A 15,488-nucleotide genomic window follows, 5' to 3' on the forward strand; every position below is an offset into this window, starting at 1 on the left:
CACAGATGAGAACGGTTCTCTTCTAGGCTGGGCGGATGGATCCCCACGCGAACGCCCGCCCGTCCGTCGTCCGCGGCGGGCTGGCCGTCACCCTCGTCTCCGCCAGCGACCTCGGGGCCGCGTCGCGCGTCGCCGCGGCCGCGGTCGGCGCACCTGCATCCGCTGCTCCCGCCGTGGTCGAGGCGCCGGGTGGCGACAGCGGCGACCTCGGCGCGGACCTCGCCGACGGCCTCATCGCGGACGTCGACGACGGGCGCCGCGGGCTCGCGGTGGTCGCGCTCGAGCCGGCGGCGGATCCGCTCGAGGTCGCGCTCGTGCTGGAGCACGTCGTCGAGGCGCGGCATCCCGGATCCACGCCCATCGGCATCCTCGACGTGGTCGCGGTCTCCTCCGTGGTCGAGATCCGCGAGCTGCTGCTCGAGCCCGGCGACACCGACACGACGCCGTTCGACGCAGCCGAGCGGCTGGCCGGGCGGCTCGAGTGCGCGAGCGTCGTGGTGCTCGACGACCTGGATCCCGACCGCCCCACCCCCGACGCCCGCCGCGCCGTCGCCCTGCTCGCCCACCTGGCCCCGGATGCCCGCGTCGTCGCCACGGCCGACCGGGCGTCGCTCGCGCCGGCGCCCCTGCGCATCGGTCGCGGGCGCGCTCGAGGGCTCGCCGCGGGCATGGGCTGGCAGGTCGCGCTCGCGGGCGAGGCTGCGCCGACGTCCGCCGGCGGGATGGGCGTCCACGTCTTCCGCGATCCGCGCCCGTTCCACCCCGGCCGCCTGCACCAGGCCGTCGCGCACGACCTCGTGCCGGGCCCGGTCGGCCGGATCGTGCGCTCCCGTGGGCTCGTGCGCCTCGCGACCCGGCCCGCGACCGTCGGCTCGTGGGCGACCGCGGGCGACGTGCTGAGCCTCGATCCGACGGCGATGCGCAGCTGGGACGCGGACTCGCCGGCCGGGCAGGAGATCGCGTTCGTGGGCGAGCACCTCGACGGCGCCCTGCTCGACGGGATCCTGGGCGCCTGCCTCCTCGGGCCCGCCGAGCTGGTCGCGGGGCCCGCCGAGTGGCACGGCTACGCGGATCCGTTCCCCGCTTGGGACACCGAGCACCGGCACTGACGCGGCCCGGCGCTCGGTGCACGGCCTTGCCGATCCCGCAAGGAGCCGTGCGCGAGGCGATCGGAGGCGTCAGGCTCGGACCATGGAGATCACACAGGGAATCGACGGACGGCACGAGTGGGACGCGGTCGTCATCGGCGGCGGCGCGGCGGGATCGAGCGCGGCGCTCATGCTCGTCCGGGCCCGCCGCAGCGTGCTGATGGTGGACGCCGGCCAGCCCCGCAACGCGGTCGCCGCGCACATGCACGGCGTGCTCGGCCACGACGGGAAGCCGCCGCGGCAGCTCCTCGCGGAGGGGCGGCGCGAGATCGAGGGCTACGGCGGCGTCGTGGTCGACGGGCGGGTGGAGCGGGTCGCGGCGCTCGACGACCCGGACGGGCCGCGCTTCCGCCTCACCCTCGACGGCGGCGCCGCGGTCACGGCCCGTCGCGTGATCCTCGCGACCGGCCTCGCCGACGTCCTGCCCGAGGTCCCCGGCCTCGCCGCGCACTGGGGCGCCGGCGTCGTCGTCTGCCCCTACTGCGACGGCTACGAGGTGGGCGACCGCCGCATCGGCGTGCTCGCGACCGGGCCCGGCAGCCTCCACCACGTGCAGATGCTCCGGCAGTGGTCGGCCGACGTCACCTTCCTCGTGGCGGGCGGCACGGCCGACGGCGCGCCCCTCGCGATCGACGCCGCCACGCGTGCGGGCATCGACGCCCGGGGGATCCGCGTCGAGTAGGCCGCGGTCGTCCGCGTGCTCGGCGAGCGGGGCGCGCTCGAGGGCGTGGAGCTCGCCGACGGGCGGACCCTCCCGCTCGACGCGCTCTTCGCCATGCCGGGCGTCGCGCCCCGCGACGGGATCGCCCGCGCGCTCGGCGCCGCGACCGAGGACACCCCCTGGGGCCCGTTCGTGGCGGCGGATCCGATGGGCCAGACGAGCGTCCCCGGTCTCCTCATCGCGGGCAACGCCTCGAGCGGATCCGCGAACGTGCCGGTGGCCATGGCCGCGGGCACCATGGCGGGCGCGATGGCGAACGCCGGGATGGTGACGGAGGACGTCGCGATGGCCGTGGCGCTCGCCGACGCGCCGACGCCCGCCGTCGGGCGGTAGCGCTGAGTCGGATCCCGAAGTAAAGTTGAGTCCACACGACTCAAGTAGAACCGAGAGAGGAACCCCGTGGCCAACATGCAGGGCGCGCCCGCTACCGACGAGAACGCGAAGACCGCGCTCGAGCAGTACGGGGTGAACCTGACCGAGATCGCGAAGAGCGGCAAGCTCGACCCGGTCATCGGACGCGACGCGGAGATCCGGCGCATCAGCCAGGTGCTCACGCGGCGCACCAAGAACAACCCGGTGCTCATCGGCGAGCCCGGCGTCGGCAAGACCGCCGTCGTCGAGGGCCTCGCGCAGCGCATCGTCGCGGGCGACGTGGCCGACTCGCTCAAGGGCAAGCAGCTGGTGTCGCTGGATCTCGCCGCTCTCGTCGCGGGCGCGAAGTACCGCGGGGAGTTCGAGGAGCGGCTCAAGGCGGTGCTCAAGGAGATCGACGACGCCGACGGCGAGGTCATCACGTTCGTCGACGAGCTGCACACGCTCATGGGGGCGGGCGGCGGCGAGGGATCCGTCGCCGCGTCGAACATGCTCAAGCCCATGCTGGCGCGCGGCGAGCTGCGCCTCATCGGCGCCACCACGCTCGACGAGTACCGGCAGTACATCGAGAAGGACGCCGCGCTCGAGCGCCGCTTCCAGCAGGTGTACGTCGGCGAGCCGAGCGTCGAGGACACGGTCGCGATCCTCCGCGGTCTCAAGGGCCGGTACGAGGCCCACCACCAGGTGCCCATCACGGACGCGGCGCTCGTCGCGGCCGCGTCGCTCTCCAACCGCTACATCCCCGCCCGGCAGCTGCCCGACAAGGCCATCGACCTCATCGACGAGGCCGCGTCGCGCCTGCGGATGGAGATCGACTCGTCGCCCGTCGAGATCGACGAGCTGCGGCGCGCGGTCGACCGCATGCGGCTGGAGGAGCTCGCGCTCAAGCGCGAGAAGGACGAGGCGTCGAAGGCGCGGCTGGCGAAGCTGCGCGAGGACGTCGCGGCGCGCGAGCAGACCCTCGGCGAGCTGCAGCGGCGCTGGGAGGCGGAGCGCGCGAGCGTCAACCGCGTCGGCAAGCTGAAGGACGAGCTCAACGAGCTGCGGATCCGCGCCGAGCGGGCGCAGCGCGAGGGGAACCTCGAGAAGGCGTCGCGCCTGCTCTACGGCGAGATCCCCGTGATCGAGCGCGAGGTCGCGCAGGCCGAGGCCGCCGAGTCGGTGCCGTCGGCCGAGGACCGCATGGTCAACGAGCAGGTGACCGCCGAGGACGTCGCGGCGGTGGTCGCGGCGTGGACGGGGATCCCCGTCGGCCGGCTGCTCCAGGGCGAGACCGAGAAGCTGCTGCACCTCGAGCAGGAGCTGGGCAAGCGGCTCATCGGCCAGAAGCAGGCGGTGCGGGCCGTCGCGGACGCGGTGCGCCGCACGCGCGCCGGCATCTCGAATCCCGACCGGCCCACCGGATCCTTCCTCTTCCTCGGCCCCACGGGCGTCGGCAAGACGGAGCTCGCGAAGGCGCTCGCGGAGTTCCTGTTCGACGACGAGAAGGCGATGGTCCGCATCGACATGAGCGAGTACGGCGAGAAGTTCGCCGTCTCGCGCCTGGTGGGCGCGCCTCCCGGGTACGTCGGCTACGAGCAGGGCGGCCAGCTCACCGAGGCAGTCCGGCGGCGCCCGTACTCGGTGGTGCTGCTCGACGAGGTCGAGAAGGCGCACCCCGAGGTGTTCGACGTGCTGCTGCAGGTGCTCGACGACGGCCGCCTCACCGACGGCCAGGGCCGCACGGTCGACTTCCGCAACGTGATCCTCGTGCTCACCAGCAACCTCGGCTCGCAGTTCATCAGCGACGCCACGCTGCCGCTCGACCAGCGCGAGCAGGCCGTGCAGCAGCTCGTGCGCCAGACGTTCAAGCCGGAGTTCGTCAACCGGCTCGACGACATCGTCGTATTCCAGACGCTCTCGATGGACGACCTCGCGCAGATCGTGGAGCTCTACATCGACCGGCTCGGCGTGCGGCTCTCGGACCGTCGGCTCTCGCTCGGCGTCACGCCGGACGCCCGCCGCTGGCTGGCCGAGCGCGGCCACGATCCGCTGTACGGCGCGCGTCCGCTGCGCCGGCTCATGCAGCGCGAGATCGACGACCGCCTCGCGCGCGAGCTGCTCGCGGGCGACATCCGCGACGGCGACGCCGTGCGGGTCGACCTGGCGCCCGACGGCGACGGCCTCACGGTCAGCCGCGCGTGGAGCGACGAGCCGGAGGATCAGGCGCCCGGCGCCTGATCCCCGTGCGGCCCGCCGCGGGCCCCTCCCGGGTGCGCGGCGGGCCGTCGTCGTGTCCGGCCGGGATCAGACCGCCGTCACCCGCAGGATCGCGATCGACTCGGGCAGCATCGCCGGTGCGTGCAGGCCCGACGCGGCCAGCGCGCGGCCGGTGAGCTCGACGCCGTCCCACCAGGCCGGGGCCGTAAAGCCGGGCTCGGGGGTGCCGACGCGCACGGGCTCCACGCGGTAGCGGCGCTCGGGATCCAGGCCCGGCAGCAGGAAGCGGCCGCGCGGGGAGACCTCGGAGCGGCCGATCGACGCGAGGAAGAACAGCGCGGAGGCGGCGTCCGACGCGACGGCGCCGTAGACCAGCAGGGTCGGGTCGCTCTCGTCCGCGCGGACGACCGTGCCCGTGTGCATCAGCGCGCGCTCCTCCTTGTAGAGGGCGATCCACGCCGCCAGGTCGGCGTTCTCCTCGTCGGTGGCCTGCGCCAGGTCCCACTCGATGCCGAGGTGGCCGTAGAGCGCCGAGCCCGCGCGGAACGCGAGCCTGTGGGCACGGCCCGTGGTGTGGCTGACTCCCGAGGCGATGTGGGAGCCCATCAGCTCCGGCGGGAGGAGCTGCATGGTCCAGCGCATCATCGTCTGGCGGTCGAGCGGGTCGATGCAGTCGGAGACCCAGACGCGGTCGGTGCGCTCGAGCACGCCGAGGTCGACGCGGGATCCGCCCGACGAGCACGACTCGATCTCGAGGCCGGGGAAGCGCGCCTTCAGCTCGTCCATGAGGCGGTACGCGGCGAGCGTCTGCAGGTGCACGCCGGCCTCGCCGCGCGGCGAGATGCCGGCATCCACCAGGTCGCGGTTGTGATCCCACTTGATGTACGCGATGTCGTTCTCGGACAGGATCGCGGTCATCCGCTCGAGCACGTGCGCGTACGCCTCCGGGATCGCGAGGTCGAGCACCTGCTGGTCGCGGGCGCGCACGGGGAGGCGGCCGCCCGTGGCCATGATCCACTCGGGGTGGGCGCGCGCGAGGTCGGAGTCCTCGTTCACCATCTCGGGCTCATACCAGATGCCGAACTCCATGCCGAGGCCCGTGACGTGGTCGATGATCGGGCCGAGGCCGTCCGGCCAGACGCCCTCGTCGACGTACCAGTCGCCGAGGCCCGCGTGGTCGTCGCGGCGGTGGCGGAACCAGCCGTCGTCGAGCACGTAGCGCTCGACGCCGAGGGCGGCAGCGCGATCCGCGAGGTCCGTCAGGCGCGCGAGGTCGTGGTCGAAGTAGACGGCCTCCCACACGTTGATCGTCATGGGCCGGTCGCGGCGCGGGTGCGTGTCGCGGGCGCGCAGATGGCGGTGGAAGCGGGCGGCCTGGTCGTCGAGGCCGTCGCCGTAGGCGGCGTAGACCCACGGGCTCGCGTACGACTCGCCCCGCGCGAGCCGCACCTCGCCGGGCAGCAGCAGCTCGCCGCCGCCGATCACCTGGCGGCCGGTGGAGAGGCGCTCGGCGTAGTGGCGGTGGTTGCCGCTGAAGGCGACGTGCACGCCGCGGACCTCGCCCTGCCGGAAGCCGAAGCCCGGCGTGCCGACCGACAGGAGCGTCGCGGCATCGGGTCCGGTGCGGCCCTTCCGGCCCTCGCGCTCGTGGATCCCCACCACGAGCTCCCGGCGCTGCGGCGTGCGCTCGAGGCCCCAGCGCCCGGCGAAGTCGAGGATCTCGCGGGCCTCGGCCGGCAGGGGCAGGGCGAGCGTGACGCCGCCGACGGAGTAGGTCCCCTCGCCGGTGTTGGTGACCTCGGCCCGCGTGCGGACGAGTCCGGACGCCAGCAGCTCGACGTCGAGCGCGAGTCCGAGGCCGGCGACCTCGTCGACGGCGTCGACGTGCACGAGGGCGGGGCCAGTGGATGCGGATCCGGGCCGTCCGTCGGCGCCCGCGGGGAGCGGATCGCCGTCGACGGTGGCGGACGCGACGCGGAACAGCGGCGACCAGTCGGCGCCGTCGCGGTGGCCCTCGAGGCCGGGCTTGCCCGTCCAGGAGGTGTGGGCCTCGGGGAGGATCGCGAGGCGGATGGGGTCGTCGGCGACGCTGCCCGCGATGGGCTCGACGGCCGCGAGCGCCAGCGTCGCGAGGTCGGCCGCGGTGGTGTCGCCGAGATCCGCGCCCCAGTGCACGACGGCCGGCAGGCGGCCCTCCGTGAGGTCGAGGACCAGGGAGACGCCGGACGCCCGGAGGTGGAGGAGGGCGGAGGGGACGGCGGTGTCGGGCATGGGGGCTCCTCGCGTCGATGCGGGTGGGATGCCCCCATCCTCGCGGGTCGACGGGGTGCGCGCGCCGAGGAGGCGCGCGTGCCGTCAGTCCAGGTCCTCCAGCCCCGGGACGGCCATGCCGTCCTGCCGGTCGGCGCTCACGCTGGTGCTCGACTGCGACTGGCGGGCCCGGACGGTGAGCGCGCGGATCCGGTCGACGGCCTCCGGGTCGCGCAGCTCGTCCTCCGCGGGGCCGGCCGGCTCCACCACGATCTGGCTGGCCGGGCCGATGAGGATCGCGACCGAGCCGACGCCGCCCTCGGGCAGCCACACGGGCACCGTCACGCTCTCCGCGGCCGTCCCCTCGCGCGCGAGCGCCCGCGCGCACTCGACGACGGCCCGGGCGATGTCGTCGCCCGTCAGGTAGCGCCCGTCGGCGTAGCGGATGGTGTGCACGCTCTCAGTGAAGGCCCTCCGCCGCCGCCCGCCTAGGGGGTTGCCGCGGGCGGCCACCGGGTGGAGGGTCCGCCGCGCATGCGGGCCGGCCGCGCGCCCTCGGTACGCTCGGCGGATGACCTACGTCGCTCATCCCGATCGCTACTCGTCCATGCCGTACCGCCGCTCCGGCCGCTCGGGCCTCAAGCTCCCCGAGCTGTCGCTCGGCCTCTGGCACAACTTCGGCACCGCCCGCCCGATCGACACCCAGCGCGCCATCGTCCGTCGCGCGTTCGACCTCGGCATCACGCACTTCGACCTCGCCAACAACTACGGCCCGCCTCCCGGCAGCGCCGAGACCGCGTTCGGCCGGATCCTCGCCGAGGACCTCCGCCCGTACCGCGACGAGATCGTCATCTCCTCCAAGGCCGGCTACCTGATGTGGGACGGCCCCTACGGCGAGTGGGGATCCCGGAAGTCGATGCTCGCGTCGCTCGACCAGAGCCTCGGGCGCATGGGCCTCGAGTACGTCGACGTCTTCTACTCGCACCGCCCGGATCCGGAGACGCCCATCGAGGAGACCATGGGCGCGCTCGCGACCGCGGTGCACCAGGGCAAGGCGCTCTACGCCGGCATCAGCAACTACTCGCCCGAGCAGACGGAGCGCGCGGTCGCCGCGCTCGCGGAGCACAAGGTGCCGCTGACCATCCACCAGCCGAGCTACTCCATGTTCAACCGGCACGTCGAGGGCGGGCTGCTGCCCGTGCTCGAGGAGGCGGGATCCGGCTGCATCGTGTTCTCGCCGCTCGCGCAGGGGCTGCTCACCGACCGGTACCTGTCGGGATCCATCCCCGCCGACTCGCGGGCCGCGACCAGCGGGTTCCTCGACGAGTCCGCGGTCTCGTCCGTCTACCTGGAGCGGGCGCGCGGCCTGCAGGCGGTCGCCGAGGGGCGCGGGCAGACGCTCGCGCAGCTCGCGCTCTCGTGGGTGCTGCGGCACCCGGGGATCACGAGCGCGCTGATCGGCGCGTCGAGCGTGGAGCAGCTGGAGCAGAACGTGGCCGCGGCCGGCGCCGCTCCGCTCACCGACGACGAGCTCGCGGCCATCGAGCCGTTCGCGGTCGACGGCACCGGGCGCTGATCCGCGGATGACGGACTCGCCCGCCCCCTCGCCCGCGCTCGCCGACCGCGTCGCGCGGCTGCTCGACGTGCAGGGGATCGTCGACGGCCACGACGACCTCGCCTGGGCGCTCCGCGAGCGCGCGGTGCGGGAGGGCGGGCCGAGCGCGTCCGTCGGCGACGACGTGATCGCGCGCCTGGCCATCGAGGATGCGGTGCCCGGCCTGCACACCGACCTGCCGCGCCTCGCGCGCGGCCGGGTCGCGGCGCAGTTCTGGTCCGTGTGGGTGCCGGACCTGCCCGGCGTGGATCCCGTGCGCTCCACCATCGAGCAGATCGACGTGGTGCGCCGCCTCGTCGCCGCGCACCCGGACCGGCTCGCGCTCGCCGTGACCGCCGACGACGTGGACCGCGTCGTCGCGTCGGGCCGCATCGCGTCGCTGATGGGCATGGAGGGCGGCCACTCGATCGGCGGATCCCTCGGCGCGCTCCGCACGATGCGCGCGCTCGGCGTGCGGTACATGACGCTCACGCACAACGCGAACGTGGCCTGGGCCGACTCGGCGACCGACGCGCATGTGCACCACGGGCTGAGCCCGGCGGGCGAGCGCGTGGTGGCCGAGATGGAGCGGATCGGCATGCTCGTCGACCTCTCGCACGTGTCGGCCGACGTGATGCGGCACGCGCTGCGGATCGCCCGCCGGCCCGTGCTGTTCAGCCACTCGGGCGCGCGCGCCGCGTGCGACGTGCCGCGGAACGTGCCCGACGACGTGCTCGCCGCGCTGCCCGCGAACGGCGGCGTCTGCATGGCCACGTTCGTGCCGCAGTTCGTGTCGCCCGCGGTCGCGGCGTGGCACGAGGAGACGCTGGCGCTCGCGGCGGCGGAGGGCGTGGATCGGCGCGACCACGAGGGCGTGCAGGCCGTCGCCGCCCGGCGCCCCGGGGGAGCGGCCGCGCGCGACGCTGGCCGACGTCGTGCGGCACGTGGAGCGGATCCGCGAGGTCGCCGGGCCCCGGCACGTGGGCCTCGGGGGCGACTACGACGGCGTCGACCGCACGCCCGACGGGCTCGAGGACGTCTCGCGCTACCCGGCCCTGATCGCGGCGCTCGCCGGGCGCGGCTGGTCGGACGACGACCTCCGGGCGCTCGCGGGCGGCAACGCGCTGCGCGTGCTGCGGGCGGCGGACGCGGACGACGACGTGTCGCGGGGCGCGGCGGACGCGTGGGCGCTGGCGTGAGCGGGGGATCCGACGCCGGATCCGAGGCCGCCGCCGTGCGCGCCATGGACCCGCGCGCCGCGGCCGCGATGCTGGACGACCTCGCCGACCGCGGCTGGCCGGCCGAGACGCGCGAGCTGCACGGCGGGTGGATCCTGCGCGCCGCGGGAGGCGTGACGAAGCGCGCGAACTCGGCGCTCCCGGCCGGCCCCGTCGCCGACCCGGACGCCGCGCTCGACGCGGCCGAGGCCTTCGCGCGCCACCACGGCATCGACCCGTGCGTTCAGGTGTCGCCCGCGTCCGAGCCCGCCGACCTCGCGTCCCGGCTCGCCGCCCGCGGCTACGTCGCCGAGGCGCGCACGCTCGTGGAGGTCGCCGACGCCGCTGCGGTGGCGGAGCGGCTGGCGGGCGCGCGACCCGCGGATCCCGCGCTCGTCGTCACGGTCGCGGACGCGCCCGACGACGCCTGGCTCGACGCGTGGTGGAGCGTCGACGGGCGCGGCGGATCCGCGGAGCTCGCCGTGGCGCGCCGGATCCTCGAGCGCGGCCCGTCGGTCTACGCGGCAGTGCGCGACGGCGACGGCGACCGCGTGCTCGCCACCGCGCGGCTCGCGCTCGTGGGGAGCTGGGGCGGGTTCTTCGCCGTCGCGACGCGCCCCGAGGCCCGACGCCGCGGGCTGTCGCGGGCGGCGATGGCGGCGGCGGTCGACGCGGGGCTCGACCGCGGGATCACCGCGCTCTGGCTGCAGGTCGTCGCGGAGAACGACGGCGCTCGCGCGCTCTACGGCGGCCTCGGCTTCTCGACCGCGTCGCGCTACGAGTACTGGGCGCGCACCCGCCAGCCGTCCGCCGCGACGACGTCGGCGAGGAACCCCGCGTAGACGCCCGGCTGCCCGGCCAGCTCGTCGTGCGTCCCGCGCTGCACGAGGCGCCCGCCGTCGAGCACGAGGATCTCGTCGGCGCTCCGCACGGTGTCGAGCCGGTGGGCGATCACGAGCAGGGTCCTGTGCCCGCGCAGGAGCCGGATCGCCTCGGCCACGGCCGCCGCGCTCTCCGCGTCGAGCGCCGCCGTGGCCTCGTCGAGCACGACCACGGGAGCGTCCTTCAGGAGGACCCGGGCGATCGAGACGCGCTGGCGCTGGCCGCCCGACAGCTGGCGGCCGCCCTCGCCCACGGGTGTGTCGAGGTCGAGGCCGTCGCCGAGCGGCAGGCCCGCGCGGCGGAGCGCATCGGCCACGGCCGCGTCGTCCGCGTCGGGATCCGCGATGCGCACGTTGTCGCCGAGCGTCCCCGCGAGCAGGTGGACGTCCTGGAAGACGGTGGACACGTGCGCGGCCACGTCGGCCAGCGCCATGTCGCGGACGTCGACCCCGCCGATGCGCACGGCACCGCCGGTCACGTCGGCGGCGCGGGCGATGAGCCGCGCGACCGTCGTCTTGCCGGATCCGGACGGCCCCACGAGCGCGGTCATGCGGCCGGCGGGCAGCGCGGCGTCGAGGCCCGAGACGGCCTCGGTCGCGGATCCCGGGTAGGAGAAGGACACGCCGTCGAGCTCCACGTCGGCGCCGTCGGGCACGCGCGTCGCGCCGGGCTGCGGCTCGGGGATGGGGGCGGCGTCGAGGATCCGGGCGACGGCCCCGAGGTCGCGCCGCGCGGCGCGCACGCCGACCGCCAGCTCCGCCGCCTGGCCCACGAGGTCGGCAGCGTGGAAGACGAGCACGAGCGTCGCGACCGTGCGCCCCGGGTCGACGGGGCCGCCGAGCACGCGGGTCACCGCGATGGCGAGCGCCGCGACGAGGACGACGCGCATGACGGCGCCGAACGCGACCAGCCCCGCGACGGTGCGGCCGATGAGCGCGCGCGACGTGGCGCGGTGCCGCACGAGGATCGCGTCGACGAGGCCCGCGTCGCGCCCGGTGCGCCCGTGCGCCCGCAGCACGTGCTGCGCCTGGGCGAACTCGACGACGCGCTCGCCGATGCCCGAGTCGGCGTCGGCGCGCTCGGCGTCGGCGCGCGCCGCGATCCGGCCGCCGACGCGGAGGGCCAGCGCCAGGACGGGCGCGAGCACGAGGAGGGCGACGCCGAGCGGGGGATCCAGCACCAGGAGAGACGCCGCGATCACCGCGGGCACGACGGTCGCGGTGATGAGCGGCCGCAGCAGGTAGGCGGGCACGCCCATCGACGCGAGCACGCTGCCGCCCGCCGCGGCCGTGAGCTCCGCGCGGTGGGTGGCGTCGAACCAGGCGAGCGGCAGGCGCACCACGTGGTCGCCGATGCGGTGGTGCAGCGCGTTCGCCGCCCGGACGCCCGCCCCGAACGCGGCCGACTGCGCTCGGGCCTGCACGGCGAGGTGCGCCGCGGCGAGGAGCAGGAAGAGGGCGATCCACGGCCACGCGGACGCCGGATCCGGGCCGAAGAGGCGCTCGAGCACAGGCACGAGGGCCACGACCGCCGCGCCGTGCAGCACGGACGCCGCCGCCATCCGCGCCACGACCGGGCGCAGCTCCCGCTCGCCCTCGGGCCCCAGGGTGCGCCGGGCATCGTCGATCGCGCGCATCAGCGCACCTCCTCATGGGTCTCGCCGGGCGCGGGCGCGGGCGCGGGCCCGGTCGCGCCGGCGCGCAGGAGCCGCGCGTACAGGCCGTCCCGGGCCAGGAGCTCCGCGTGCGTGCCCTGCTCCGCGACGCGGCCGGCCTCCATCACGACGATGCGGTCGGCGTGCTCCACCGTCTCCAGCCGGTGCGCGACGACCAGCACGGTCCGGCCCCGGGTCGCGGAGGCGAGCGCGCGCTGCATGCGCGCGGCCGTGCTCGGGTCGGCGTGCGCCATCGGCTCGTCGAGCACCAGCACCGGGCAGTCGGCCACGAGCGCGCGAGCCAGGGCGACGCGCTGGGCCTCGCCGCCGGAGATGCCGCCGCGCGGATCCAGCACGGTGCCGTACCCGTCGGGCAGCCCGTCGATGACGTCGTCGACCTGCGCGATCCGCGCGGCGGCGCGCACCTCGTCGAGCGACGCGTCGGGGCGTCCCAGCCGGAGGTTCTCGAGCGCCGTGTCGCGCAGCAGCACCGTGTCCTGCAGCACGCAGCCGACCTGCGCGTGCCAGGCCGACGGGGTCGCGTCGCGAACGTCGACGCCGCCGAGCTCGAGGGTGCCCCGCGTGGGCAGGCGCAGGCGGGCCACGAGGGCGGCGAGCGTGGACTTGCCGGAGCCGGACGGGCCGACGACCGCGGTCACGGATCCCGGGGACAGCTCGAGGTCGACGTCGCGGAGCGCGTCGCGCTCGCCGTCGTAGGAGAAGCAGACGCCGCGGAGCACGAGGCCGGCGACGTGGCGGGCGTCGGGCTCGCGGGGCTCGGCGACGTCCGGCTCGACGGGCGCGCGCAGCACCTCGTCGACGGCCTTCGCCGCGTCGACCGCGCCCCGGATGGCCTGCGCGCGCGGGCCGATGACGCCCACGGGGGCCGCCATCGCCGGCGCGAGCAGGAGGAAGGGGGCGAGGTCCGCGGCGGGCAGCGCGCCGGACGCGACCATCGCGCCGCCGACGGGCACGACGAGGGCGAGCACGCCGATGGGCGAGACGGTCAGCCAGGACGCGGTCGTGGCCGCCGTGGTGCGCGCGACCCAGGCGCCGAAGAACGCGGCGAACGCGTCGACCGCGCGCAGGTAGCGCGCGTGGGCGCGGCCGGGCCGGCCGAAGGAGCGCACCACCTGGATCCCGTCGGCGAACTCCACCACGCTGCCCGCGATCTCGGCCGACGCGCGCCCGTACTCCGCCATGGACGACATCGCTCCCGCCATCGCCCGCGCGAAGAGCACGACGCCGGCGACGAGCGGCAGGAGGCACGCGAGCGCGAGCGGCACGTCGAGCGCGAGCAGGTAGACGAGCGACGCGACGGTGACGACGACGAGCCGCGTGACGTCGAGGAGCGTGTGCGCGACGAGCGCATGCAGCGCCGCCACGTCCTGCTGCACGGCCTGGCGCACCTCGCCGGCGTCGTGGTCGTCGAACCAGGCGAGCGGGACCAGGCCGAGCCGCGCGACCACGAGGCGCCGGAGGTCGAGCTGGAGGTCGGCGTCGGCGAGGTGCGTGAGCGTGTCGGCGGACGCTGCCAGCAGGAGGCCCGCGATGCCGGCGACGACGGCGAGCATGACGCCGCCCCACGCCGGGGGACCGCCGGGGTCGGCGACCGCGGCCCGGCCGATCTCGGCGACCGCGACGACGGCGACGAGCCCGCTCGCGGAGGCCGCCGCCTGCAGCAGCACGGCCGCCGCCAGCCGGCCGCGGACCGCCCTGACGGCCCCGGCCACGGTCGCGGGGGGATCCGTCGCGTCGGCCGCGTCCGGGGTGTCGGCCGCGTCCGTCATCGGCCGAGCACCGCGACCTCGGTCGCCGCCCCCTCGGCCCCGCCGCGGAGCACGGTCCACGACCGGCCCGCCTCCCGGGCGAGCGTCGCCTGGTCCAGGCTGTGCCATTCGTATCCCCCTCGGACCTCGCGCACCGTCCTCGCGCCGTCGAGCACGAGCCAGCGCGTGGTGAAGCGGGTGGCGCCGTCGCGACCGGGCTCGGCCGTGGTCCACCACTCGTAGGCCTGGGTGCCGATGCGCTCGCGCAGGAGGCGCGTCGCCGGCAGGGAGCGCGCGCTCGTCCCCATGAGGTCGACCACGATCACGCCGCCGGGGACCAGGCGCTCGAGGCAGCGGCGCCACAGGTCGGCCCGGGCGTCGCTCCCGAGGTGGCCGGCCACGCCGATGAGCACGACCGCGCGGATCCGCTCGGGCAGCGCGAGCTCCTGCGCCGTCTCAGGGCGGATGGTGACCCGGCGGCGGAGGTCGGGATCCTCGTGCACGCGGCTGCGCAGCACGGCGCGCATGACGGGGGAGGGCTCAGCGGCGAGGATCGGCGCGCGGGGCACGAGGTGGGCGAGCAGGCGCGTGACGCGGCCGGTGCCCGCGCCGAGCTCCACGACGGTGCCGGGGTCGGCGTCGTCGTCCGCGTCGGCCGCGGCATCCGCACCCGCCGGGACGACCGCCAGCGCCTCGGCGAGCACGCCCGCGAGCGCCTCCGTGTGGCGCCGGGCGACGAGGTCGTAGAACTCCGCGCCCGGGGAGTAGTCCTGGAGATCCAGCGTCACGGGAACATCGCCTCCGCCGGGGCCGGGAAGGCGAGCGCGGGATCCAGCAGGGACGCGATCGCCTCGACCACCTCGGCCGGCCGCTCGGCCAGGTAGAAGTGGCCGCCGCGGAACACCCGGAGGCCGGTGCCGCCCGCGTCGCCGTCGCCGTCGCCGTCGCCGTCGCCGTCGCCGTCGCCGAGCCGGTGCCACGCCTCGGCCTCCGCGGGCCGCAGCTCGGGATCCGCGTCGCCGCTGAACACGCTCACCGGGCAGCCGGTGCCGGGCCCCGGTGCCGTGCGATGCGTCTCCACGAGCCGGTAGTCGTCGCGGAGGCAGGCGAGCACGGTGCGGCGCATGTCGTCGTCGGCGAGGATCTCGGGCGCGGTCCCGGAGTGGCGCTCGAGGTCGGCGAGGAGCGCGGCGTCGTCCTGCCGGTGCAGGGTGCCGCCCCACCGCACGGTCGGCGCGCGGCGTCCCGACACGACGAGACGGGCGGCGGGGCGGCCGCGCGCGGCGAGGACGCGCGCGGTCTCGTAGGCGACCAGGGCGCCCATGCTGTGGCCGAAGAGCACGACGGGCAGGCGCTCGGGCAGCGCGTCGACGGCCGCCGCGACGTCGGCGGCGAGCGTGTCGAGGTCGGGGCTGAGGGGATCGCCGTAGCGGTCGCCGCGGCCCGGGTACTGCACCGCGAGGACCTCGACGCCCCGCGGCGCGAACGGCGCCCAGCCGCGGTAGGCGGACGCCGCGCCGCCCGCGTGCGGCAGGCACACGAGGCGGATGCGGGCGTCGGGCGCCGCCGCGATGCGCCGCAGCCAGCCGCCCTCGTCGCGCGGGGTCTCGATCATGGTGCGGCTCCTCGCTGCGGGGTGGGTCGGGAAGGAGCGTAGCCCTTGTTGAGAATCATTCGCGACA

Annotated in this window: 13 protein-coding genes and 1 pseudogene; 8 read left to right on the forward strand and 6 right to left on the reverse strand. The window is 76.0% G+C overall.

Annotation, left to right across the window (positions count from 1 at the left end; genetic code table 11):
* Positions 1 to 35 precede the first annotated feature (35 nt).
* The 4 genes from K0V08_RS12630 to K0V08_RS12645 all read left to right on the forward strand — a co-directional run bounded on the left by K0V08_RS12630 (position 36) and on the right by K0V08_RS12645 (position 4,461).
* Complete coding sequence (locus K0V08_RS12630; RefSeq protein ID WP_079531131.1) at positions 36 to 1,109, forward strand: GTP-binding protein; 1,074 nt, start codon at positions 36 to 38, stop codon at positions 1,107 to 1,109.
* Positions 1,110 to 1,191: 82 nt separating this feature from the next.
* On the forward strand, positions 1,192 to 1,830 hold the full coding sequence (locus tag K0V08_RS12635) for an NAD(P)/FAD-dependent oxidoreductase (RefSeq protein WP_228510792.1): 639 nt from the start codon (positions 1,192 to 1,194) through the stop codon (positions 1,828 to 1,830).
* Between the two features lie 15 nt (positions 1,831 to 1,845).
* On the forward strand, positions 1,846 to 2,202 hold the full coding sequence (locus tag K0V08_RS12640) for an NAD(P)/FAD-dependent oxidoreductase (RefSeq protein ID WP_228510790.1): 357 nt from the start codon (positions 1,846 to 1,848) through the stop codon (positions 2,200 to 2,202).
* Positions 2,203 to 2,268: 66 nt separating this feature from the next.
* Complete coding sequence (locus tag K0V08_RS12645) at positions 2,269 to 4,461, forward strand: ATP-dependent Clp protease ATP-binding subunit (RefSeq protein ID WP_079531133.1); 2,193 nt, start codon at positions 2,269 to 2,271, stop codon at positions 4,459 to 4,461.
* 66 nt (positions 4,462 to 4,527) lie between these two features.
* Here the strand turns inward: K0V08_RS12645 and K0V08_RS12650 are convergent, their stop codons facing one another.
* Together K0V08_RS12650 and K0V08_RS12655 are read right to left on the reverse strand one after the other, a co-directional pair.
* Positions 4,528 to 6,711: an alpha-galactosidase gene (locus tag K0V08_RS12650; protein ID WP_079531136.1), complete on the reverse strand. Its 2,184-nt coding sequence runs from the start codon at positions 6,709 to 6,711 to the stop codon at positions 4,528 to 4,530.
* A gap of 84 nt (positions 6,712 to 6,795) precedes the next feature.
* Positions 6,796 to 7,146, reverse strand: a complete 351-nt coding sequence (locus tag K0V08_RS12655; protein WP_079531139.1) for a hypothetical protein — start codon at positions 7,144 to 7,146, stop codon at positions 6,796 to 6,798.
* A gap of 115 nt (positions 7,147 to 7,261) precedes the next feature.
* Between K0V08_RS12655 and K0V08_RS12660 the strand changes: the two genes are divergently transcribed.
* The 4 genes and pseudogenes from K0V08_RS12660 (at position 7,262) to K0V08_RS12670 (ending at position 10,343) form a co-directional block, all read left to right on the forward strand.
* Positions 7,262 to 8,266, forward strand: coding sequence for an aldo/keto reductase (locus tag K0V08_RS12660; protein WP_011931541.1), 1,005 nt, complete (start codon positions 7,262 to 7,264; stop codon positions 8,264 to 8,266).
* Between the two features lie 7 nt (positions 8,267 to 8,273).
* Positions 8,274 to 9,026, forward strand: a pseudogene (locus K0V08_RS16080) (dipeptidase); the annotation flags it as partial.
* A 202-nt stretch (positions 9,027 to 9,228) separates the two neighbouring features.
* Positions 9,229 to 9,483, forward strand: a complete 255-nt coding sequence (locus tag K0V08_RS16085; protein WP_234809324.1) for a membrane dipeptidase — start codon at positions 9,229 to 9,231, stop codon at positions 9,481 to 9,483.
* Between the two features lie 68 nt (positions 9,484 to 9,551).
* The gene (locus K0V08_RS12670) at positions 9,552 to 10,343 is read left to right on the forward strand and encodes a GNAT family N-acetyltransferase (protein ID WP_228510892.1); all 792 of its coding nucleotides are present in this window, start codon (positions 9,552 to 9,554) and stop codon (positions 10,341 to 10,343) included.
* Here K0V08_RS12670 and K0V08_RS12675 read toward each other — a convergent pair.
* Genes K0V08_RS12675 through K0V08_RS12690 form a run of 4 tightly spaced genes read right to left on the reverse strand, consistent with a single transcriptional unit; the run spans position 10,277 to position 15,421 of the window.
* A complete protein-coding gene (locus K0V08_RS12675) occupies positions 10,277 to 12,019 on the reverse strand; it encodes an ABC transporter ATP-binding protein (RefSeq protein WP_079531142.1) in 1,743 nt (580 codons plus the stop codon). The two genes, K0V08_RS12670 and K0V08_RS12675, sit on opposite strands and share 67 nt — an antisense overlap.
* Positions 12,019 to 13,827, reverse strand: a complete 1,809-nt coding sequence (locus tag K0V08_RS12680) for an ABC transporter ATP-binding protein (RefSeq protein ID WP_079531144.1) — start codon at positions 13,825 to 13,827, stop codon at positions 12,019 to 12,021. The genes K0V08_RS12675 and K0V08_RS12680 overlap by 1 nt, the downstream gene beginning before the upstream one ends.
* Positions 13,824 to 14,594, reverse strand: a complete 771-nt coding sequence (locus tag K0V08_RS12685) for a class I SAM-dependent methyltransferase (RefSeq protein WP_079531147.1) — start codon at positions 14,592 to 14,594, stop codon at positions 13,824 to 13,826. The genes K0V08_RS12680 and K0V08_RS12685 overlap by 4 nt, the downstream gene beginning before the upstream one ends.
* Positions 14,591 to 15,421, reverse strand: a complete 831-nt coding sequence (locus tag K0V08_RS12690; RefSeq protein ID WP_079531149.1) for a thioesterase II family protein — start codon at positions 15,419 to 15,421, stop codon at positions 14,591 to 14,593. Before K0V08_RS12690 ends, K0V08_RS12685 begins: the two co-directional genes overlap by 4 nt.
* Positions 15,422 to 15,488: the final 67 nt, after the last annotated feature.

The sequence above is a fragment of the Clavibacter michiganensis genome (genome assembly GCF_021216655.1).
Classification (GTDB): Bacteria; Actinomycetota; Actinomycetes; order Actinomycetales; family Microbacteriaceae; genus Clavibacter; species Clavibacter michiganensis.

Excerpts from the sequence above, each read along its gene's own strand:
- K0V08_RS12630 (WP_079531131.1), top strand. The coding sequence starts at position 36 with ATGGATCCCCACGCGAACGCCCGCCCGTCCGTCGTCCGCGGCGGGCTG.
- K0V08_RS12635 (WP_228510792.1), top strand. The coding sequence starts at position 1,192 with ATGGAGATCACACAGGGAATCGACGGACGGCACGAGTGGGACGCGGTC.
- K0V08_RS12650 (WP_079531136.1), bottom strand. The coding sequence starts at position 6,711 with ATGCCCGACACCGCCGTCCCCTCCGCCCTCCTCCACCTCCGGGCGTCC.
- K0V08_RS12660 (WP_011931541.1), top strand. The coding sequence starts at position 7,262 with ATGACCTACGTCGCTCATCCCGATCGCTACTCGTCCATGCCGTACCGC.
- K0V08_RS12670 (WP_228510892.1), top strand. The coding sequence starts at position 9,552 with ATGCTGGACGACCTCGCCGACCGCGGCTGGCCGGCCGAGACGCGCGAG.
- K0V08_RS12675 (WP_079531142.1), bottom strand. The coding sequence starts at position 12,019 with ATGCGCGCGATCGACGATGCCCGGCGCACCCTGGGGCCCGAGGGCGAG.
- K0V08_RS12680 (WP_079531144.1), bottom strand. The coding sequence starts at position 13,827 with ATGACGGACGCGGCCGACACCCCGGACGCGGCCGACGCGACGGATCCC.
- K0V08_RS12690 (WP_079531149.1), bottom strand. The coding sequence starts at position 15,421 with ATGATCGAGACCCCGCGCGACGAGGGCGGCTGGCTGCGGCGCATCGCG.